At 73.8% G+C, this 18463-nt stretch carries 21 protein-coding genes; 3 read left to right on the forward strand and 18 right to left on the reverse strand.

Annotated features, from left to right (window positions below):
• From ACFWYW_RS54445 to ACFWYW_RS54465, 5 genes are all read right to left on the reverse strand, one after another.
• Positions 1-87, reverse strand: an 87-nt coding sequence (locus tag ACFWYW_RS54445; RefSeq protein WP_379641383.1) for an RNA repair domain-containing protein, incomplete at its 3' end; no start/stop codon positions are given.
• Entirely contained in the window at positions 87-1892 is a 1806-nt protein-coding gene (locus ACFWYW_RS54450; protein WP_379624838.1) for an RNA ligase family protein, read from the reverse strand. The genes ACFWYW_RS54450 and ACFWYW_RS54445, both read right to left, overlap by 1 nt.
• A 66-nt stretch (positions 1893-1958) precedes the next feature.
• The gene (locus ACFWYW_RS54455; RefSeq protein WP_379624840.1) at positions 1959-3134 is read right to left on the reverse strand and encodes an RNA polymerase sigma factor; all 1176 of its coding nucleotides are present in this window, start codon (positions 3132-3134) and stop codon (positions 1959-1961) included.
• On the reverse strand, positions 3131-3469 hold the full coding sequence (locus ACFWYW_RS54460) for a YciI family protein (RefSeq protein WP_379624842.1): 339 nt from the start codon (positions 3467-3469) through the stop codon (positions 3131-3133). The genes ACFWYW_RS54455 and ACFWYW_RS54460 overlap by 4 nt, the downstream gene beginning before the upstream one ends.
• 176 nt (positions 3470-3645) lie before the next feature.
• Positions 3646-4539: an NAD(P)-dependent oxidoreductase gene (locus ACFWYW_RS54465; RefSeq protein ID WP_379624844.1), complete on the reverse strand. Its 894-nt coding sequence runs from the start codon at positions 4537-4539 to the stop codon at positions 3646-3648.
• Between the two features lie 44 nt (positions 4540-4583).
• Between ACFWYW_RS54465 and ACFWYW_RS54470 the strand changes: the two genes are divergently transcribed.
• On the forward strand, positions 4584-4973 hold the full coding sequence (locus tag ACFWYW_RS54470) for a MerR family transcriptional regulator (RefSeq protein WP_379624846.1): 390 nt from the start codon (positions 4584-4586) through the stop codon (positions 4971-4973).
• Here the strand turns inward: ACFWYW_RS54470 and ACFWYW_RS54475 are convergent.
• Both ACFWYW_RS54475 and ACFWYW_RS54480 read right to left on the reverse strand, forming a co-directional pair.
• Positions 4945-6921: a PIG-L family deacetylase gene (locus ACFWYW_RS54475; protein WP_379624848.1), complete on the reverse strand. Its 1977-nt coding sequence runs from the start codon at positions 6919-6921 to the stop codon at positions 4945-4947. The two genes, ACFWYW_RS54470 and ACFWYW_RS54475, sit on opposite strands and share 29 nt — an antisense overlap.
• A gap of 182 nt (positions 6922-7103) precedes the next feature.
• Entirely contained in the window at positions 7104-7571 is a 468-nt protein-coding gene (locus ACFWYW_RS54480) for a MarR family winged helix-turn-helix transcriptional regulator (protein WP_379624850.1), read from the reverse strand.
• A 60-nt stretch (positions 7572-7631) separates the two neighbouring features.
• Here ACFWYW_RS54480 and ACFWYW_RS54485 point away from each other — a divergent pair, with 60 nt between their 5' ends.
• A complete protein-coding gene (locus ACFWYW_RS54485) occupies positions 7632-8159 on the forward strand; it encodes a GNAT family N-acetyltransferase (protein ID WP_379624852.1) in 528 nt (175 codons plus the stop codon).
• 134 nt (positions 8160-8293) lie between these two features.
• Here ACFWYW_RS54485 and ACFWYW_RS54490 read toward each other — a convergent pair whose 3' ends face one another.
• Complete coding sequence (locus ACFWYW_RS54490; protein ID WP_379624854.1) at positions 8294-8614, reverse strand: antibiotic biosynthesis monooxygenase family protein; 321 nt, start codon at positions 8612-8614, stop codon at positions 8294-8296.
• A gap of 58 nt (positions 8615-8672) precedes the next feature.
• Here ACFWYW_RS54490 and ACFWYW_RS54495 point away from each other — a divergent pair, with 58 nt between their 5' ends.
• Positions 8673-9569, forward strand: a complete 897-nt coding sequence (locus ACFWYW_RS54495; RefSeq protein ID WP_379624857.1) for a phosphotransferase — start codon at positions 8673-8675, stop codon at positions 9567-9569.
• 60 nt (positions 9570-9629) lie between these two features.
• On the opposite strand, the gene ACFWYW_RS54500 is transcribed toward ACFWYW_RS54495, so the two are convergent.
• The 10 genes from ACFWYW_RS54500 to ACFWYW_RS54545 form a co-directional block, all read right to left on the reverse strand.
• The gene (locus tag ACFWYW_RS54500) at positions 9630-10601 is read right to left on the reverse strand and encodes a CU044_5270 family protein (RefSeq protein ID WP_379624859.1); all 972 of its coding nucleotides are present in this window, start codon (positions 10599-10601) and stop codon (positions 9630-9632) included.
• Positions 10594-11154, reverse strand: coding sequence for an RNA polymerase sigma factor (locus ACFWYW_RS54505; RefSeq protein ID WP_379624862.1), 561 nt, complete (start codon positions 11152-11154; stop codon positions 10594-10596). The genes ACFWYW_RS54500 and ACFWYW_RS54505 overlap by 8 nt, the downstream gene beginning before the upstream one ends.
• 74 nt (positions 11155-11228) lie before the next feature.
• Positions 11229-11612: a hypothetical protein gene (locus ACFWYW_RS54510; RefSeq protein WP_379624864.1), complete on the reverse strand. Its 384-nt coding sequence runs from the start codon at positions 11610-11612 to the stop codon at positions 11229-11231.
• Complete coding sequence (locus ACFWYW_RS54515) at positions 11597-12451, reverse strand: hypothetical protein (protein ID WP_379624866.1); 855 nt, start codon at positions 12449-12451, stop codon at positions 11597-11599. The genes ACFWYW_RS54510 and ACFWYW_RS54515 overlap by 16 nt, the downstream gene beginning before the upstream one ends.
• Positions 12448-13869, reverse strand: coding sequence for an amidase (locus tag ACFWYW_RS54520; protein ID WP_379624868.1), 1422 nt, complete (start codon positions 13867-13869; stop codon positions 12448-12450). The genes ACFWYW_RS54515 and ACFWYW_RS54520 overlap by 4 nt, the downstream gene beginning before the upstream one ends.
• On the reverse strand, positions 13866-14918 hold the full coding sequence (locus tag ACFWYW_RS54525) for a C45 family autoproteolytic acyltransferase/hydolase (RefSeq protein WP_379624870.1): 1053 nt from the start codon (positions 14916-14918) through the stop codon (positions 13866-13868). Before ACFWYW_RS54525 ends, ACFWYW_RS54520 begins: the two co-directional genes overlap by 4 nt.
• The gene (locus ACFWYW_RS54530; protein WP_379624872.1) at positions 14915-15703 is read right to left on the reverse strand and encodes an ABC transporter ATP-binding protein; all 789 of its coding nucleotides are present in this window, start codon (positions 15701-15703) and stop codon (positions 14915-14917) included. Before ACFWYW_RS54530 ends, ACFWYW_RS54525 begins: the two co-directional genes overlap by 4 nt.
• Positions 15700-16689 (reverse strand): ABC transporter ATP-binding protein, encoded by a 990-nt coding sequence (locus tag ACFWYW_RS54535; protein WP_379624874.1) that lies wholly within the window; start codon positions 16687-16689, stop codon positions 15700-15702. The genes ACFWYW_RS54530 and ACFWYW_RS54535 overlap by 4 nt, the downstream gene beginning before the upstream one ends.
• The gene (locus tag ACFWYW_RS54540; RefSeq protein WP_379624876.1) at positions 16686-17519 is read right to left on the reverse strand and encodes an ABC transporter permease; all 834 of its coding nucleotides are present in this window, start codon (positions 17517-17519) and stop codon (positions 16686-16688) included. Before ACFWYW_RS54540 ends, ACFWYW_RS54535 begins: the two co-directional genes overlap by 4 nt.
• Positions 17516-18457, reverse strand: coding sequence for an ABC transporter permease (locus ACFWYW_RS54545; protein ID WP_379624878.1), 942 nt, complete (start codon positions 18455-18457; stop codon positions 17516-17518). The genes ACFWYW_RS54540 and ACFWYW_RS54545 overlap by 4 nt, the downstream gene beginning before the upstream one ends.
• Positions 18458-18463 lie beyond the last annotated feature (6 nt).

Raw genomic sequence — 18463 nt, forward strand, 5'->3', positions numbered from 1 at the left:
GCGCTGGCCGACGCCCAGGACGAAACGGGACGGGTCGAAGCGCGGATCCCAGCGGACCCGGTGGTAGATCTCCTCGCTGGTACGCATCACAGGTGCCCGTCCTTGTCGTCCACGGTCCCGCGCTCACCGACGTACCAGGTGCGATGGGCCTGACCCGGATACGGCGGGACGTAGCGCCGCATCTGCGCGTCCAGCACGTGCGCGGGCACCGCGGCGGCGCGGGCGGCGTTGCGCCGGTGCAGCTCGTCCTCCTCCAGCAGGACGACCACGTGCGTCGTCAGCGCGTCGCGGCGGCGCGCCACGGCGTGGACCAGGCTGCGCTGGTGGTGGTTGAGCGAGGTGGCGTCCCACACCACCGTCCCGCCCGCGGCCAGGGCGGCGTCGAGCCGATCCAGCCCCTCCCCGAGCACGGCCCCGTTGTCCCGCTGGTCGGCCCGCGACCCCCGCGCGGCGCGAAGCTCGTCCAGCGACACCCGGACGGCGTCCGCCAGCCCGGCGGCGAACGTGCTCTTCCCGCTGCCCGACGGCCCGACGAGATGCACCAGCCGGGGGAAGGTCCCCGCCCGCCACCGCCACGTCGCGGCCACGGCCTCCTCGGGCGTGACGATCCTTCCCGCCGCCCAGGCGGCGCGGGCCTCGGCCCAGCACCGGCCGGCCGCCTCGTCGTCGAGCCCGGCCAGACGCTCACGCAGCCCGGCCCGCAACGGCTCCAGCGGGTCCGGTCCCAGCAGCCCGGCGTCCTCGGCGTGCAGGGCCGACCAGGCGACCTGCTCCCCGGCCTCCTCCGCCGACCCGGCCGGCACCACCGCGGCGACGGCGTGCAGCACGCCCAGGTCGGCGGCCAGCGCCATCCGGCCCAGCCCCGCCCGCCGCTCCTCATCGGGGTACGGCCGGCGCAACGCGTCCTGCAGCCCGGCCAGGTCCGCGATCCGCCGGGCCAGCGGCATCCCCAGGGGCCGGGCCAGCCGCGCCGCCAGCACGGCCCGGGGCACCGGCCGCAGCGCCACGGCCAGCACCCCCGCCAGCCGCGCGTCCCCGCCTCGGCCGATCGCGTCCAGCCGAGCCGCCACCTCGGCCACCGCCTCCGCAGCCGCGCCTTCCACCGCCCCAGGCCCGAGATCCACCGCCGTCGGTGCCGAGCCTGCCGTTACCCGAGGTCCGGGATCCACCGCCGCCGGGGCCGAGCCTCCGACCGCCCCAGCCCCGAAACCCACCGCTGCCAGCAGCGCCGTGACGTCCGCCTCCGCGCCCGAGCGCACCGACCACAGCGCCGCACGGGGGCCGAGCCCGTTCGGCACCACCGGCGCGTGCATCCAGTGCGTGTCCGTCCGCACGTGGTCGCGGCGCACCCACTTCGCCACCCGCCCCGCGAAGTCCGCCAGCACGAACCCCTCGGCGGCCCGCACCACGTAGCCCTCCTGCCGCTCCGGATCCAGCCGCAGCCCCCGCAGCGCCCGCTCGTCGAAGACCCCGCGCCACAGCACGGGCGGGACGGGAATCCCCAGCTCACGCAGAAAGCCGACCGTGCGATCCCAGCCCAGGCACCGCTCGCCGTCCCACACGGAGAACCCGTAGAACCAGCTCTCCAGCTCCTCGTAGGCGATGGAGTGCCGGGCGTACACGTTCTCCCCGCACACCCGCAGCCCCGCCGGAATCCGCGCCCCGATCCGCCCCTGCAGCCCCTTGACCCAGGCCCGCGAAGGATGGTGGGCGGAGTCCAGCGACCGGGCGTGCAGGCCGTCCGGGTACAGGGTCGTGTTCTCCCCGTCGAGCTTCTCCGTCACCACGACCTCGCGCCCGCGCAGCCCGGACAGCTCGCCCGCGCGCACGTCGTCCGGGGTCACGCCCGGCGACCAGGGCAGGTGAGGGGTACGCGGATAGTGCACGCGCATGATCCCTCCCCCGGTCGGCTGGGGGCCACTGTACAAGCGGGGAGAAAGCGCCCTCCATCCAATAAATCAAGGCCGGGCGAGCCGATCCAGCCGCCGCCGGAGCAGCCGCCGTTCCGCGTCGTCGTGGACGAGGGCGAGCGCGCGCTCGTAGGCCGCGCGGGCCTCCACGGTACGGCCGGCGCGATCCAGCAGCTCGCCACGGGCGGCGTGCAGGTAGTGGAAGTCCTGGAGCGGCAGCCGGTCGATGATCTCGAGCCCGGCCTCCGGCCCCTGCGTCTGGGCGATCGCGATGGCGCGGTTCAGCTCGACCACCGGGGAAGCGGTCAGCCGGGCGAGCTCGCCGTACAGCATGGCGATCTGCGGCCAGTCGGCCGGCTCCTCGGTGTGCAGGGCGGCGATCGCCGCCTGGACGACGTATGGCCCGCGCCCGTGCAGAGCCAGCGCCCGCGCCAGCGTCCGCCGCCCGTCGGCGATCATGGCGGCGTCCCACAGCGACCGGTCCTGCTCGGCCAGCAGCACCAGCTCGCCGTCGCGGAAGCGGGCCCGGCGGCGCGAGTCGTGCAGCAGCATGAGGGCCAGCAGCCCGTGCGCCTCGGCCTCGTCGGGCATGAGCTCGGTCAGGGCCCGGCCGAGCCGGATCGCCTCACCCGCCAGGTCCACCCGCCCCGTGTACCCCTCGTTGAAGATCAGATACGCCACCGCGAGCACCGCCGCCAGCCGGTCGGGCAGCAGATGGTCGGCCGGCACGCGGAACGGGATCCCGGACACCCTGATCTTCCGCTTGGCCCGCACCAGGCGCTGCGCCATCGTCGGCTCCGGCACCAGGAACGCGTGCGCGATGTCGCCGGTGCTGAGCCCGCCGAGCGCCCGCAGCGTCAGGGCGACCTGCGCCTCCATGGACAGCGCGGGATGGCAGCAGGTGAAGATGAGCTCGAGCCGCTCGTCGCGGAACACGGCGTCGTCCATCTCGTCCTCCCGGGACCGCCGGACCGCGAGCAGGCGGGTCTTCTCGGCCAGCGTGCGCTCGCGGCGGACGCGGTTGAGCGCCCGGTTGCGCGCGGTCGTGATCAGCCAGGCGCCCGGATGGGCCGGCGTCCCGTCGCGCGGCCACCGGTCGGCGGCGATCGCGAAGGCCTCCTGCGCGGCCTCCTCGGCGAGGTCGAAGTCGCCGAGGAAGCCGATCAGCGCGGCCAGAACACGTCCCCACTGCTCGCGGAAGACCCGCTCCAGCACATCGGTCACGGGTTCAGCGGGCGTATCTCGACCGCGCCGCCCATGCGGGCCGCCGGGATCCGCCCGGCCAGCTCGATCGCCGCGTCGAGGTCGTCGGCCTCGTAGAACAGGTAGCCGCCGATCGCCTCCTTCATCTCCACGAACGGGCCGTCGGTCGTCAGCGTCCTGCCGTCCTGCACCCGCACCGTGGTGGCGGTGTCCGGCGGCTGCATCCACTGTCCCGGCGTCACCCCCGGGGTGTTCTCGATCGCCTGGTACGCCGCGGGCAGAGCCTTCTGCTCCTCCTCCGACAGGTTCTCCCACGCGGCCGGATCGCCGTGGCTGATCAGCAGCATGTACTTCATCGTGTCCTCCTGGGTTCTCGGGAAGGGTCGTGTCATAGACAAACGGGCCGCGGCGAAATCGACACCCCGGCCCGGCCGGTTTTCTCCCTCGCTCAGGAGTACCCGCTTCCCGGCACACCGGAGCATCATCCCCTCCCAGGGAGGAGCCCGTCAGCCGGCGACCTGGAGCGCGTGCGCTACGCCGGCTCCTGAGGCGGCGTGCGGAACTGCTCGATCATCGCCGCGTAGCCGCTGCCTCCGTGACCGGCGGCCGCGGCCCGGTCGGCCAGGGCCTTGACGAACCTCGGCAGCTCGGCGCTGACGCCCAGCGCGTCGCTCTCCTGGACGATGTGCGCCATCGCCGCCCGCTGGGTGTCGATGGTGGCGTCGAGCGCCGGGTACGCGCCGTCGTCGATCTGCCGCGCGTACCCCTCCAGCCAGCCGGCCACCGCGCCGAGGCCCTCCTTCGCGAACGCGGCGAACGTCGTGGCGTCCACCCCCGCGGTGCCCAGCAGCGCGACGCCCTGCAGGAAGCCGTTCAGGACGCTCCACGACAGGCTCAGCGAGGCCACGTCGTAGAGCGAGGACAGCCCGGGGTCCGTGCCGAGGTAGGTGGCCTGCGCGCCGAGGACGCGCAGCGCGGGCTCGTACCGGTCGAAGAGCGGCCGGGGCCCGCTGTAGAGGATGAGGCCGTCGGCGGTGCCGATGGTCTGGGGCACGGCCAGGATCGCGCCGTCGAGGTAGCCGGCGCCCCGGCCCGCGGCCCAGGAGGCGGCCTCCCGCGCGGCCCGGGAGGTGCCGGAGGTCAGGTTCACCAGGACCCGGCCGTCAAGGACTTCCTCCAGCGGGCCGAGCAGGTCGTGGACGGCGTCGTACCCGGTGAGGCAGACGACCACGAGCGGGCTCGCGGCGACGGCCTCGGCCGCCGAGCCGGCGAGCCGGGCGCCCTCGGCGACGAGGCGGTCCGCCTTGCCGGGTGAACGGTTCCACACGGTCGTGGGGTGGCCGGCGCGCAGGAAGGCGCGGGCCAGAGCTTCGCCCATCAGCCCGAGGCCGAGGACCGTCACGGCGTCCTGCCGGTTGGTGTTCATGGCAGAATCGTCAACGTTCACACCGATATGAATGTCAAGGAGCCGTGACCGTGCACATCGGTGAGCTGAGCCGGCGGACCGGGGTCAACACGCACCAGCTGCGCTACTACGAGTCGCAGGGCCTGCTGGAGCCGGGCCGCGGCGCCAACGGCTACCGCGAGTACCCCGACGCCGCCGTGCTGACCGTGACCCAGATCAGGAGGCTGCTCGCGGCCGGGCTGTCGACGCGGGAGATCGGCTACGTGCTGCCCTGCGCCAGCGGCGCGCGCCCCGACCTCGAGCCCTGCCCCGAGCTGGTGGACGGCCTGCGCGAGCGCCTGACCAGGCTCGACGAGAGCATCGACGCGCTGGTCGGCACCCGCCAGGTCCTCCACGAGTACCTCGACCTCACCGAACGGCGCGTGCTCACCACCCCAGGATCCGCCACGGCGTGAACCGCGCACCGCCCACCTCCTCCTGCCAGCAGGCGAACAGCTGGCCCTTGACGCCGAGGCTGAAGACCATGACGCGGCCGGAGCGGTCGGCGGACACGGCGGGCACGCCGATGATCTTCCCGCCGAGGTCCTGCCAGGGGCCGTAGGCGCCGTTCGCCTCCTGCTGCACGGCCACCGAGACGCCCATGGCCGGGTTGCGGACGGCCAGCACCACCCGGGAGGCGGGGATGGAGGCGTTCGGCCCGCGGGCGGCCTGGACGTTTCCCACGCCGCCGGGAGCCGGGAGGGTGGAGGCCGCGGACCATCCGTAGGAGGGCGGTTCCTGCCGGGTTCTGACGACGTCGCCGACGGTGACCGTACCGGTGTCGAGGTCGCCCTGGCGGTAGAGGAGCTCCAGGCGCGCGTCCGCGTTGAGCACGAGCGTCGGCGGGCTGCCGGGCGTGGTGGAGCCGATGGGGGCCGCGCGGAAGCCGCCGTTGGGCTTGGTCTGCCGCCAGCGCAGGATGCGCGCGGAGTCGCACCGGGTCCTGGCCGGATCCGCGCGGGCGCACAACGTGGCGAACAGCTCGATCCGCCCGAACCGGTCGCGCATGGCGGTGATGCCGCTGCGCAGGCCCCGCTCCGACAGCGTCCACCACGGCGACCACCTGCCGTTGCCGTAGTGGGTCCGGTAGCTGATCTGGTGGGTGCCGGTCTGGACGAAGACGTTGATCCGGCCCAGCTGGTCCAGCGCGAGCGCGGGCGTGCCGGTGCGGTTGCCCCCGTACGGCGGCCGGCCGAGGTCGGTCCATTGGCCGGTCCACGGGCCGCCGGGCCTGCGCTGCGCGGTCGTGATGATCGCGTCGGTCAGCCCGTTCTCGCGCAGCCGGATGGCGAACGCGCGCAGCCTGCCGTCGCGGTCACGCTCGACGGCGACGCCGGGGGCGAGCCACGAACCGGCGTACCCGAGCGAGCTGGGCCCCCGCCAGCGGCCGTCGGCGCCCTGGTCCCAGGAGACCACGCGGCGCCCCTGCACGGACAGGACGCTCAGCCGCTTGTCGGCGTTGGCGGCCACGCGCAGCAGCTCGCCGGTCCAGCGGTAGACCATCCGGTTCATCCGCCAGACGTAGGCCGGATAGTTGAGGTCGGAGTCCCTGGCCAGCGGGTCGTGCGGGGCGTACGCGTCGAAGATCTCCTTCTTCGTGTCCCGCTCGGCCGGGCCCAGGTTGGCCGGCACGTCCTGGATGAAGTAGTCGCGGAAGTTGATCTCGACCAGCCGCGGGTTCGCGTCTCGGTGCTGGCGGGCGGCCTCGGCGGTGAAGCGGGCCGTCTGGACGTGGTCGGGGTGGTCGTGCGTGCGGTAGAGGTCCGGCTGGGGGTCCTGCGTACGGATCGCGTGCGGGGTGAACATCTCCATGAGCCTGCGCAGCGTGCCGACGAGCCCGCCGTAGGTGTAGCACTGTTCGTACGGCGAGCCGCGCTCGGTGAACGTCGGCAGGCAGCCCGCCTTCCCCTGATCGTCCCAGAGCCGGACCAGCGCGCCGCGCCCGCGCGCGTCCTGGCGGCGCTTGTTCCCGCCGTCGGACAGGCGCAGGAACAGCAGGTGCACCCCGGTGCCGCGCAGATGGTTGTGCTCGACGACCTGCGTGCCCACCCGCAGGGCTTCGGTGTCCCAGACCGGCGCGTCCACGCCCGCCATGCGCGCGTACGCCGCCCGCGAGCCCTCCCGCCTGCCCTCGGCGTAGGCGTAGCCCTCCTGCGCCTCGCCCGCGGTGAGGAATACCGACGCGATCGGATATCCGGCGCGAATGGTCTGGTGGATGTCGGGATTGAGAAAGAGGAGGTCGTCATCCTCATGTGCGAGGAAATGCATGAAATGCACATGCTCGATCAGCCTGGACATTGTTGCCTCGGCCGGCAGGACCGCGCCCATAACGGTCATCAGCAGGCTCGCCAGGAAAAGGCGCACACTCTTCTTCAATTCCTCCCCCTCCGTATCAATGAAAGGATCATCGATACAAGAGGGGCAGGCCGGGATTGATGCGCAAAGGCACTGTCAGTGTTCTTCTGTCCTGCGGCAAGCGATTCGTCAGCCGGTGTGGCCTTAGCGGGTGATCCGCTGGGCTGTTTCCGCGCCGGGCGGGAAACCGGTCATTCCTCCGCGTCGTCCTTGCGCAGGCGTTCGGCGTGCCGGGTCTGGTTGAGCAGCGCGAGCCGGAGGAACCGCTCGACCACCTCGAGTTCGGCGACGGTGTAACGGCGCAGCCCGGCCCGGGCCTCGGCGGCGATCGGCCCCCAGACCTCCTCGACGGCCGCCCGGCCCCGCTCGCTCAGGTGCACCAGGACCCGGCGCCGGTCGGCGGTGTCGCGTACCCGCTCGGCCAGCCCCGCCCGCTCCAGCCGGTCGATGGCGGTCGTGGCCGCGCCGCCGGTCAGGCCCGCTCCGGCCGCCAGCTCGCTCGCCGTGAGCGGGCCGCGCGCGGTCAGGCGGCTCAGGCAGCGCACGTCGGTCCGGTTGACGCCGAGCCGCCGGGCCGCCAGCTCGTCGATGAGGTCCGTGGCGTCCTGCAGATCCTGTACGGCCCCGGCCACGGCCTCGATCCTGGATTGCTTTGACAATCTAATCCTTAGATTATTGAATCAATCGGGTGTGACCGGAGTCTAACCCACCAGGAGGCCATGATGGCGACCCTTCCCGTCCACCTGCGACCCGCGGCGCCCGGCGACGTACCGGCCCTGCTGGCCCTAATGGACTCCGTCCACGCCTGGCTCATCACCCAGGACCTGCCCGAACAGTGGGGAACGGTGCCCTTCTCCCGCATCCCCGGCTTCGCCGGCCGGGTGGCCGAATGGACCGGCCTCGGCGTCGTCACCCTGGCCGAACGCGACGGCCGTCAGGTCGGCATGCTGGCCGCGGCCCCGGCGATCCCGCCGCGCATCCCGCCCGCCGCCGTCCCCGGTGGCTCGATGTTCATCCACACCGTGCTGACCGACCGCGGGCCCGCCGGACGGGGCGTCGGCCCGGTCCTGATGGCCGAGGCCGAACGCCTGGCCAGAACACACGGCGCCCCCGCCCTGGCCCTGGACCACTGGGCCGGCAGCCCGGTACTCGGCCGCCTCTACGAGGGGCACGGCTACACCAAGGTCGCCGAGTACGCCGGCGAACACGACGTCCGCACCACCGTCCGCGTCCGCCATCTGAGGTAGCGCCCGCCACCTGAGATGGCGCCCGCCCCGGCGCCGCGGACCGGACGGCCTGCGGGGACGGTCTGCGGGGACGGCCTGCGGGGACGGGCGCGCCGCTGGGCGGCCCGCCCCCGGCGGCCTGGCCGTGAGAACGGTCAGGAGTCGTGGACCGGCAGGTCCACGGCGACCTCGTGGTGGGTGACGCGCTCGTCCCACCGGGTCAGGGCGCGGCGGGCCACGTCCGCGAGTACGGCCTGCCCGGGGTCCTCGCCGGCGAAGGCGCGGATCTCGTCCATGCCGGTGAAGTACGCGATCGAGGTGAACAGCACCTCGTCCCCGTCGTCCTGCCGCAGCAGGCGGGCGCCGAGGAAGCCGTCGATCTTCCGCAGGTTCACGGCCACCTCCGACGCGTAGTGCCGCTGGTAGTCGTCGGCCGTCGCCTTTCCGGCCCATCCACGCCACGTTCGCGCGATCATGCGTTGCACCTGGCCTTCCTTGTCAGAGCCTGATCACGCCACAGCGTAGGCTCTTCCGATGAAGATGCACGCCGACGAACTGGCCGTACCCCTCGAAACGGTCCGCGCGCTGGTCGCCGGGCAGTTCCCCGAGTGGAAGGACCTGCCGGTCAGGCGGGTCGCCGGCCAGGGCACGGTCAACGCCATCTTCCGCATCGGCGAGGATCTCGTGGCCAGGTTCCCCATCGAGGCGCGCGAGCCCGGCGCGGCGCGGCGATGGCTGGAGGCCGAGGCGGCCGCGGCCCGCGAACTGCTGGACGCCACCCGGTTCCGCACCCCGGAGCCGATCGCGCTCGGCGAGCCGGGGGAGGGCTACCCGCTGCCGTGGTCGGTGCAGACCTGGCTGCCGGGCGTCGTGGCCACCGACGAGGACCCGGGGGAGTCGGCGGCGTTCGCGCGCGACCTGGCCGAGCTCATCGCCGGGCTGCGCGCGGTCGCAACGCGCGGCCGCCGGTTCACCGGGGGCGGCAGGGGCGGCGACCTGACGGCGCACGACGAGTGGGTGGAGAGGTGCCTGCGCGAGAGCGAGCACCTGCTGGACGTGCCCCGGCTGCGCGCCACGTGGACCGCCCTGCGGACCCTGCCGCGCGAGGCCGCCGACGTCATGAACCACGGCGACCTGATCCCCGGCAACATCCTCGTCTCTGCGGGCCGGCTGGCCGGGGTGCTCGACGTGGGCGGCTTCGGACCGGCCGACCCCGCGCTCGACCTCGTGGCCGCCTGGCACCTGCTGGAATCCGGGCCGCGGGCGGTGCTGCGCGAGCGGCTCGGCGGCGGCGACCTGGAGTGGGCGCGGGGCAAGGCGTGGGCCTTCGCCCAGGCGATCGGCCTGGTCTGGTACTACCTGGACAGCAACCCGGCGATGAGCGAGATGGGCCGCCGCACCCTGGACCGCGTCCTCGCCGACGCCCCATGACGCCCATCCGCTACGGCGGAGCCGCCCATGGCCTGGGAAGCGGCTCCGCCGTACCGGCGATCAGCAGGGGATTTTCGAGGTGGTGGCGTCCGGGGCGAGCCGCGGGAGCCCGTCGGCCACGTCCACCGCGACCAGCGCGCTGGAGTTGACGGCGATCAGCCACATCTTGGGGTTCGCCGCGGTCCGCTGCTTCGCGTCCAGCACCTCGATCCGGTCGCCGAGGTAGCGGTAGGTCTCCCGGTCGAAGATCATCTCTTGGCGGTAGCCGCCGTCTTCGCGCGCTACCCCGATGCCGGGGCGTCCGGCGGCGTCCACCGTCTCGGGGATCAGCTTGATGCCGGGCACCTCGGCGGCGATCTTGTAGAGCTCCGGGGTGACGCTCGGCCGGACCGCCGCGGTGCGGATCAGCCCGCTGATCGTGTTCCAGACGTCGGGGCCGCCGGCGGCGACCCTCGCGCGCAACTGGGCGGGGGTGACCGAGGCCATCCCGGCATAGGTCAGCGTGTCGCCGGGCGCCTGCTCGCAGTCGGTCTCGTGGAGATTGTCGTTCGGCCGGTTGTCGTAGGGGAACCGGGCATGCGGCAGCCCGGGTACCTCCGCGCGGCGGGTCTCGCGCTCGCGCATCAGCCACCGCTTGGGGCCGACGGCGGGTTCCCAGCGCTCCTCGACTCCGTGCACCACCTCGCCCCTGCCGTTCTGGATCTGGGTCTGCTGGTTCTGGAATCGGGTGTAGACGTACTGCTCGGGTCCGGGCTTCAGGTCGGGCTGCTCGCCGGCGGCCTCGGCGGCCCGTTGCAGCACCTCCTGGGCGCTGGCCGGCGCCGCGCCCTGAAGGAACACGACCACGCCCGCCGACAGCGCCACCGCCAGCCCGCCGGCCAGCGCCAGCCGTGGCATCGCCCGCCCCCGCGAGAGCGCGCCACGGGGTCGCCGTGCGTCCTGAAGCAGGGACGCGCGCAGCGGCGCCAGGTCCTGCCGGTCCGGCTCCGGCTTGTCCGCCCAGAGCTGCCTGACCTGGGTCATCTCATCCATGGCTGGCCTCCAAAGCCTCTCGCACCTGGGTTCTCGCCCGATTGAGCCGCGAACGCACCGTTCCTACGGGGATGGACAGCGCGGCGGCCGTCTCCTCGTAGGTGAACTCCGCCCACGCCACCAGCAGCAGGACGTCGCGATCACCCGCCTTCAGCCCGGCGATCGCCGAGACCAGCGGCCGGTTCACCGCGAGCGTGGTGACCCCGTCCTCCACCAGCCCCGCGGGCAGCGGCCTGGCGCCGTCGCGCAGGCTCGCCTGGTAATGCGAGACCTCCGTACGGCGCCGCCGCCGGATGACGTTCGTCGCGATGCCGTACAGCCAGGGGCGGGCGGTGCCGTACTCGGCGTTGTAGCGGCGCCGGTACTGGAAGGCGTTCAGGAAGGTCTCCGAGACGACGTCGTCGGCCGCCTCGTCACCGAGCCTGCGCGCGGCGAAGCGGTGAAGCGCGGGCGCGTACCGGTCGAAGATCTCGGCGAAGGCGTCCGGCTCCTGCAACGACCGGCTTATCAGGGCCGCGTCCGCGCTGTCCGCGGTCGCTGTCGATCCCTTCATAGAGAGCCTTTCCATGCGAATTCGGGAACACCCGTACTTGCCGGGGGACGCCCGAATGGTTCACGGATGAGGCGTCAGCGCAGCAGGACGGCCACGGCGAGCACCACGTACCCGGTGGACAGGCCGAGGAAGGTGATCGTGTCCACCCAGCGCATGCCCCGGCTGTCGGCCAGGTCGGGGCGGACGGCGGCGGGGAAGAAGGACAGCGGGGCGAGCCAGGAGAAGAACGCGATGAGCGCCAGGGCCACCGCGGGCGGGTCGGGGACGGCGGCGCCGAGCGCGATGAGGATCGTGCCCATCATGAGCAGTTCGATGTGGCCCTGCCGGATCCTACGGGGGTCGCGCAGGCCGCGGCGCAGCCGTTCGGCACGCGGCGTGCGGGTGATGTAGACCATGAACCAGCCCGTCAGGACCCCCACGGTCAGCTCGAGAACCCCCAGCTTCACCAGGAACGGCACGGCCCGCCTCCCATCGTCTTGCCGAAGAAGTCCTGTACGGCGGGCAGCACCTCGTACCCGTTGTGCGCGGCCCCCGGCACGACGTCGAGCCGGGCGTCGATGCCCGCCTCGGCGAAGCCGCGGTGCAGGCTGTTCAGCCGGTCGACCCGGGTGGGCCCGGCCGCGTCGGCTCCTCGCACCCACAGCTCGTCCCGCTCGGTCACGGTGATCTCCCAGGTGTCGGTGTCCTCGGCGCCGATGACCATCTGCACGGCCACCTCGCGCATCGCCTCCAGGTCGGGCCCGGCGCCGAAGCGCTGGGCGAAGTCCTTCGTGCCCGCCCACCACGGCCAGCGCGGGTCGAGCAGCGTGACCAGGCCGGGCGCGCCGATCGACACCGCGCGCAGCCGCCGGGGGTGCAGATAGAAGAACCGGTGCGCGAACTGGCCGCCGCCGGAGAAGCCGTGCATCAGCATCCGGGACCCGTCCACGCGGTACTTGGCGGTCACCTCCTCCACCATCGACAGCAGCACCCGGTCGAACCGGATGCCGCCGTAGTCCAGGAACTTGTAGTCGTGCAGCTCGTCGCGCCGCCCGATGCCGGCGGGGAAGAGCGGCGCCAGCACGACGCAGTCGTGCGCCCGGCAGAACGCGGCGAACCGGTCGCGGTACTCGGCCGCGGTGCGGTCGGTGCCGTGGACGACGACCACGAGGTCGTAGCGCCGCTCGCCGGCCTCGTCGTAGTCCTCGGGCACGTACAGGCAGTAGGAGAAGCGCTGGTCGGCCGCGCAGGCGAAGAAGGGGGTGTGCCCGAGGTCGTAGTAGCTCAGCTCGATGCCGTGGCGGCGGGACGCGGTCACAGGTGCGGCCTCCACGCCGCGTCCGCGTACCAGGGAAGGGCGGCGGTCACGGCCGCCCCGACCTCGAACACCGTGGCGTCGTCGTACGGCCGGCCGACCACCTGCACCCCCGTGGGAACCCCCAGCTCCGAACGGCCGGAGGGCACGCTGAGCACCGGGCACCGGCTGGCGAGGTTGAACGGCACCGTGAGCGGCGCCTCCAGGTTGTGGTCCAGGACGACCCCGTCGACCACGAGCGGCGTGCCGAGATAGTCCTCCCCGGCCAGGAGCGCGGGCGTGCCGGAGGCGGGGCACAGGAGCGCGTCGAAGCGCCCGAAGATCGCGGCCAGGTCCTCGTGCACGCGCGCCTCGATCTTCAGCGCGCCGTAGAAGCCGGTCTCGGCGACCGCCTTCAGGCTGCGCTCCATGAAGTCGCGGGCGTAGCGGGTGAGGCCGTCACCGTGGGCGGCCACCTCCTCGGCCACGATGGGACCGAAGATCGCCCCGTAGTGGGCCCAGGCCGCGCGCATGATCTCGGCCCGCGTCCAGGGCAGCTCGACTTCCTCGACGACGGCGCCCGCGTCGGTGAGGGCGCGCACGGCGTCCCAGGTGGCCGCGACCACCTCGGGTTCGACGGCGTAGTCGCCCAGCCGGACGCAGACGGCCACACGCCGTCCCGCCAGCGAGCCCGAGTAGGGCGGGATCGGCGGCGGCGCGGGCAGCGAGACGTGGTCGCGCGGGTCCTGCCCGGCGATCACGTTCTGCAGCAGCGCGCAGTCGGCGACGGTCCTGGCCATGGGCCCGTCGTGACAGTAATGGTCGAGGTTGTACGGCGGCAGCGCGGGCACCCGCCCATAAGGCGGCTTGTACCCGACGACCCCGTTGAAGGAGGCGGGGATGCGGATCGAGCCGCCGATGTCGGAACCGGTCGCGAGCACCGCCGTCCCCGCCGCGAGCGCGGCGCCCGAGCCGCCGGAGGAGCCGCCGCTGGAGTGCTCAAGGCTCCACGGGTTGCGGGTGACGCCCCACAGGTCGCTGTGGGTGAACCCGGCCGCGCAGAACTCCGGCGTGGTGGTGCGCGCGTGCACGATGCCGCCCGCGGCGACGATGCGATCGACGATCGGGTGCGTGACCTCGGCGACGTTGTCGCGCAGCAGCAGGGAGCCGTCGCGCAGGGGGTGCCCGGCGATGGGCTGCTCCTCCTTCAGCGCCACGGGCAGCCCTTCCAGCGGCCTGGCGGTTCCGCGCAGGTAGCGGTCCGCGGCCTGCCCGGCCTGCTCCATGGCCTGCTCGAACCACCGCTCGGCGAAGGCGTTCACCCGCGGCTCGGCGAGCTCGGCCCGCGCGACGACGGCCTCCAGCAGTTCGACGGGCGACAGCTCGCGGGCGGCGAACCTCGCCAGCGCTTCGGTGGCCGGCAGATAGGCCAGTTCGCTCACCGGGTCTCCTTCAGGTCGTAGACGGCATAGGCGCCCTGGTCGGGCGGCCCGGCGCAGACGTGCAGGCGCCGGGCGCGGATCTCGGCGATCGTGGAGATCACGGTCGCGATGTCGATGCCGGGCGCGTCGGCGGCGTGGTGGCACAGGGCGTCCGGCGCCCCGGTGCGGTCGGCGAGGACCGCGGCCAGCTCCCGGGGGCCGGCGTGCGGGCCGGCCTCGGCCAGCAGGGCGCGCAGCCGTTCCAGCCGGGCCGTGGAGTTGCGCAGCCACGAGGCCGGCGCGTTCTCCTCGTCGGCGCGCTCGGTGAGGAAGTGGTTGGTGTGCAGGAGCGTGCCGCCGGCCGGTTCGAGCCGGCCCACGCCCGACGGCGTGGTCTCGATGTCCAGCGCGCCGTCGTCGTCGGCGATGAGCAGGTTGCGCGGCCCGGTACGCGGCACGGCGGTGACCGCCCGCGCGGCGCGGTGCCGGTCGGTCTGGCCGAGCGCCAGCCGGGTGAGCAGGTAGCGCGGCACACCGATGCCCCACTGGGCGGTGCGCAGGAAGTTGCCGAAGACGGCGACGCCGGCCTCGTTCATGCCGTGGTGGCCGAGCTGCCCGGCCGGGGTGACGGTGAGCAGCGCCGGTCCGTCCGCGGGCCGGCGGCGCAGCGCGACGAACAGGGGAGCGGTCTCCGGCGGCAGGTCGGCGTTCTGCGCGGCGATCGGCCCGCCGGGACGCGACGGGCCGACCAGCGCCAGCGAGCTGCATTCGGGCGCCGCGGTGTTCCAGCCGGTCAGCTCGGCGCGCAGCTGCAGGATCCAGCCGTCGGCCGCGCTCAGGCCCGCGCCCTCGCCCACGCCGTCCACCTCGGCGGCCAGCTCCGGCGCGACGGCGGCGGTGACCTCACGCACGGCCAGCGCGTGCCCGCGGGCGGCGGCCGGGTCCAGGTCGCGGACGATCATCTCGTGGTGGCGCCGCACCAGATCGCGTACGGCCTCGCCGTACGCCTGCCCGGCGGCCCGGCCGGCACCGGGAATCTCGACCTCGATCAGCCGGACGGGAGTGCTCACCCGCCCACCTCCTTCCTGACGGGGCTGCGCCTGGCGTGCAACGAGGGCACGGCCGAGACCAGCTCGCGGGTGTAGTCGTGGCGGGGATCGGAGTAGATCTGCTCGGCCGGGCCGAGCTCGACCAGCTCCCCGCCGCACATCACGCCGATCCGGTCGGCGATGAGCCGGACCACGGCGAGGTCGTGGGAGATGAACACGCAGCCGAAGCCGGTGCTCGCGCGCAGCTCGGCCAGCAGGTCGAGGATCTGCGCCTGGGTGGAGACGTCGAGGGCGGAGACCGGCTCGTCGCAGATCAGCGCGCGCGGGCCGCAGGCGATCGCGCGGGCGATGGCCAGCCGTTGCCGCTGGCCGCCGGAGAACTCGCGCGGCAGCCGTTCGGCGTGCTCGGGGCGCAGCCCCACCTGGGTGAGCAGGCCGGCCACCCGCTCGCGGCGGGCCGCGGCGTCGAGGCCGGTGTGCAGGAGCAGCGGCTCGGCGATGCTCGCGCCGACCCGCATCATCGGGTTCAGCGAGCCGAGCGGGTCCTGGAAGACCATCTGCAGGTCGCGGCGCCTGGCCCGCAGCGCGCGCCCGCGCAGCCGGGCCAGGTCGGCGCCGTCGAGCAGGACCTGGCCGCGGTCCGGCCGCAGCAGACCGGCCAGCATGCGGGCCGTGGTGGACTTGCCCGACCCGCTCTCGCCGACGATCGCGAGCGTCTCGCCGGCCGCCACCGCGAACGACACCTCCCGTACGGCGGGCTTGCCCCGGAACGCCTTGACCAGCCCGCGAGCTTCAAGAACACTCATCGGCGCACCCCCGTCAGCGTGAGCTCCCGGCTGCGGGCGCAGCGCACCCGCCGCGACCCGGTGACCTGGACCTCGACGGGCGTGCCGTCGCAGACCCCCGGCCTGGTGTGCGCGCACCGCGGGCTGAACGGGCAGCCGGACGGCAGCGCGCCCGGCGCCGGCACCACCCCGGGGATGGCCTCGGGCGGGCGGCCGTGCATGGCGTTCTCCGGCGCGGCCGCCAGCAACGCCGCGGTGTACGGGTGGCGCGGCGCGTCGAACACCTCGCCCACCTCGCCCTCCTCGACCAGGCTGCCCGCGTACATCACCGCCAGCCGGTGACAGGTGCCCGCCACCACGCCGAGGTCGTGGGTGACCAGCAGCAGCGCCATGCCCAGCTCTTCCTGCATGCGGACCAGCAGGTCGAGGATGCGCGCCTGCACGGTCACGTCCAGCGCGGTGGTCGGCTCGTCGGCGATCAGGACGGCCGGCTCGCAGGCCACCGCCATGGCGATCATCACGCGCTGCCGCATGCCGCCGCTGAAGGTGTGCGGGTACTCGGCGGCGCGCCGGCCGGGCTCCTTGATGCCCACCGCGCCCAGCAGCTCGACCGCCCGCCGCGCCGCCGGCCCCCGCGCCAGGCCGAGGTGGCGTCTGAGCACCTCGGCGACCTGCTCGCCCACCGCGATCGCGGGGTTGAGGCTGGCCATCGGGTCCTGGAAGACCATCGCGATCCGGCGGCCGCGGATGCCGGCCAGCGTCCCGGGATCGGCGGCCAGCAGGTCGGTCCCGTCCAGGCGGACCGAGCCGGCCGTGACGGTGACGCCGCGCGGCAGCAGGCCGAGCAGCGCGAGCGCGGTCATCGACTTGCCGGACCCCGACTCGCCGACGAGCCCGGCCGCCTCGCCCGCCTCCAGCTTGAAGGACACCTCGCGCACCAGCGGGACGCTCCCGCCGCCCGAGCGCGCGGCGATGGACAGGCCCTCGACCTCCAGCAGCGTGCTCATACGTGCTCCCGATCCCGGCGGGCCAGCGCGTCGCGCAGGCCGTCGCCGACTGTGTTGAACGCCAGCACCGCCACGAGGATGATCACGCCGGGCAGGATGACCAGCAGCGGCGCCTGTTCCAGGTGGCGTACCGCCCGCTTGAGCATCGAGCCCCAGCTGGCCAGCGGCGGCTGCACGCCGAGCCCGAGGAAGCTCAGGCTGGCCTCGGCGAGGATGGCGTAGCCGAAGGTGAGGAAAACCTTGACGATGAGCGGCGTGCTCACGTTGGGCAGGACGTGCCGCAGGATGATCCGCGGCGTCGAGCATCCGCCGACGACGGCCGCCTGGACGTAGGTCTGGCCGCGTACGGCCAGCGCCGAGCCCCTGACCACCCGGTAGAAGCCCGGCGCGTAGACCACGCCGACGGCCAGCATCGCGTTGGTGAGGCTGGGCCCGAGCGCGGTGGCGATGGCGATGGCCAGCACCAGGCCGGGGATCGACAGCACCGCGTCGGCCACGCGGGAGACGACCAGGTCGAAGCCGCCTCCCAGGTAGCCGGCGAGCAGCCCCAGGGGCACCCCGCCCAGCGCGGCCACGGTGACGGCCAGCAGGGAGGCGCCCAGCGAGACGCGGGTGCCGTACATGAGCCTGCTGAGCACGTCGCGGCCGGACTCGTCGGTGCCGAGCCAGTGCGCGGCGCCCGGCCCCTCCAGCCGGCGCAGAAGGTCCTGGTCGAGCGGATCGTAGGGGGCGATGACCGGTGCCGCTACGGCGACCAGCACGAACACCGCCAGCGCGGCGACGGCGAGCATGACGTCCGCGCGCCCGGACAGGCGCCGCCACACGGTCATGCCGCCTCCCCGGGGGTGAGCCAGCGGTAGGCGAGGTCGACCGCGAGGTTGGCGGCGACCACGACCAGCGTGCTCGCGATCACGATGCCCTGCAGCACGGGCAGGTCCTGGCGGGTCACGGTGGACTCGGCGAGCGTGCCGAGGCCCGGCAGCCCGAACACCGTCTCCACCACGACCGCGCCGCCGAGCAACTGGCCCGTCTCCAGCCCGATCACCGTCACGTACGGCACGGCCGCGTTGCGCAGCGCGTGTTTGCGCAGCACGGTGACCGCGAGCAGCCCCTTGGCCCGCGCGGTCCGCACGTAGTCGGTCTCCAGCACGTCGGCCAGCGCCGCCCGGAGCTGGCGGGTCGGCTCGACCGCGGCGGCCAGCCCCAGCGTCAGCGCGGGCAGCGCCAGATGCGCGGCGAAGGCGCCGAACCCGTCGCCGATCGGCCGGTAGCCCGTGGCGGGGAAGAGCGGATAGGTGATCGCGAGGGCGAGGATCAGCAGCAGCCCCAGCCAGAACGACGGCGTCGCCACGGCCAGCGCGGTGCCGGAGGAGATGACCCGGTCGAGCCGGCCGCCGGGCCGCAGCGCCGCCAGCGTGCCCAGCGGGATGGAGATGAGCACGGCGACGGCCATCGCGGCGAGTGCCAGCGACAGCGTCACCGGCAGCCGCTCGGCGAGGATCTCGGTGACCGGCTGCGAGTTGTACAGCGAGGTGCCGAGGTCGCCGGAGAGCGCCGCCGCGGCCCAGCTCACGTACCGCACCGCCACCGGCTGGTCGAGCCCCAGCCCGGCGCGGACGGCGGCGATCTCCTCGCGCGTGGCGTGCTCACCGGCGATGTGGATGGCCGGATCGCCGGGCACCAGCAGGGACAGGCCGAAGGTGATGATCGAGACCACGAACAGCACCACCGCCGCGCCGGCGAGCCGTTTGAGCAGGAAGACGGGCATGACGGC

Origin of the sequence: Nonomuraea sp. NPDC059023 (genome assembly GCF_042740095.1) — a bacterium.
Classification (GTDB): Bacteria; Actinomycetota; Actinomycetes; order Streptosporangiales; family Streptosporangiaceae; genus Nonomuraea.

What these genes read in the sequence shown, in the direction of transcription:
- ACFWYW_RS54530 (WP_379624872.1), bottom strand. Translation starts at nt 15,703, where the DNA reads ATGAGTGTTCTTGAAGCTCGCGGGCTGGTCAAGGCGTTCCGGGGCAAG.
- ACFWYW_RS54485 (WP_379624852.1), top strand. Translation starts at nt 7,632, where the DNA reads ATGATGGCGACCCTTCCCGTCCACCTGCGACCCGCGGCGCCCGGCGAC.
- ACFWYW_RS54500 (WP_379624859.1), bottom strand. Translation starts at nt 10,601, where the DNA reads ATGGATGAGATGACCCAGGTCAGGCAGCTCTGGGCGGACAAGCCGGAG.
- ACFWYW_RS54545 (WP_379624878.1), bottom strand. Translation starts at nt 18,457, where the DNA reads ATGCCCGTCTTCCTGCTCAAACGGCTCGCCGGCGCGGCGGTGGTGCTG.
- ACFWYW_RS54450 (WP_379624838.1), bottom strand. Translation starts at nt 1,892, where the DNA reads ATGCGCGTGCACTATCCGCGTACCCCTCACCTGCCCTGGTCGCCGGGC.
- ACFWYW_RS54490 (WP_379624854.1), bottom strand. Translation starts at nt 8,614, where the DNA reads ATGATCGCGCGAACGTGGCGTGGATGGGCCGGAAAGGCGACGGCCGAC.
- ACFWYW_RS54505 (WP_379624862.1), bottom strand. Translation starts at nt 11,154, where the DNA reads ATGAAGGGATCGACAGCGACCGCGGACAGCGCGGACGCGGCCCTGATA.
- ACFWYW_RS54460 (WP_379624842.1), bottom strand. Translation starts at nt 3,469, where the DNA reads ATGAAGTACATGCTGCTGATCAGCCACGGCGATCCGGCCGCGTGGGAG.
- ACFWYW_RS54540 (WP_379624876.1), bottom strand. Translation starts at nt 17,519, where the DNA reads ATGACCGTGTGGCGGCGCCTGTCCGGGCGCGCGGACGTCATGCTCGCC.
- ACFWYW_RS54465 (WP_379624844.1), bottom strand. Translation starts at nt 4,539, where the DNA reads ATGAACACCAACCGGCAGGACGCCGTGACGGTCCTCGGCCTCGGGCTG.
- ACFWYW_RS54535 (WP_379624874.1), bottom strand. Translation starts at nt 16,689, where the DNA reads ATGAGCACGCTGCTGGAGGTCGAGGGCCTGTCCATCGCCGCGCGCTCG.
- ACFWYW_RS54495 (WP_379624857.1), top strand. Translation starts at nt 8,673, where the DNA reads ATGAAGATGCACGCCGACGAACTGGCCGTACCCCTCGAAACGGTCCGC.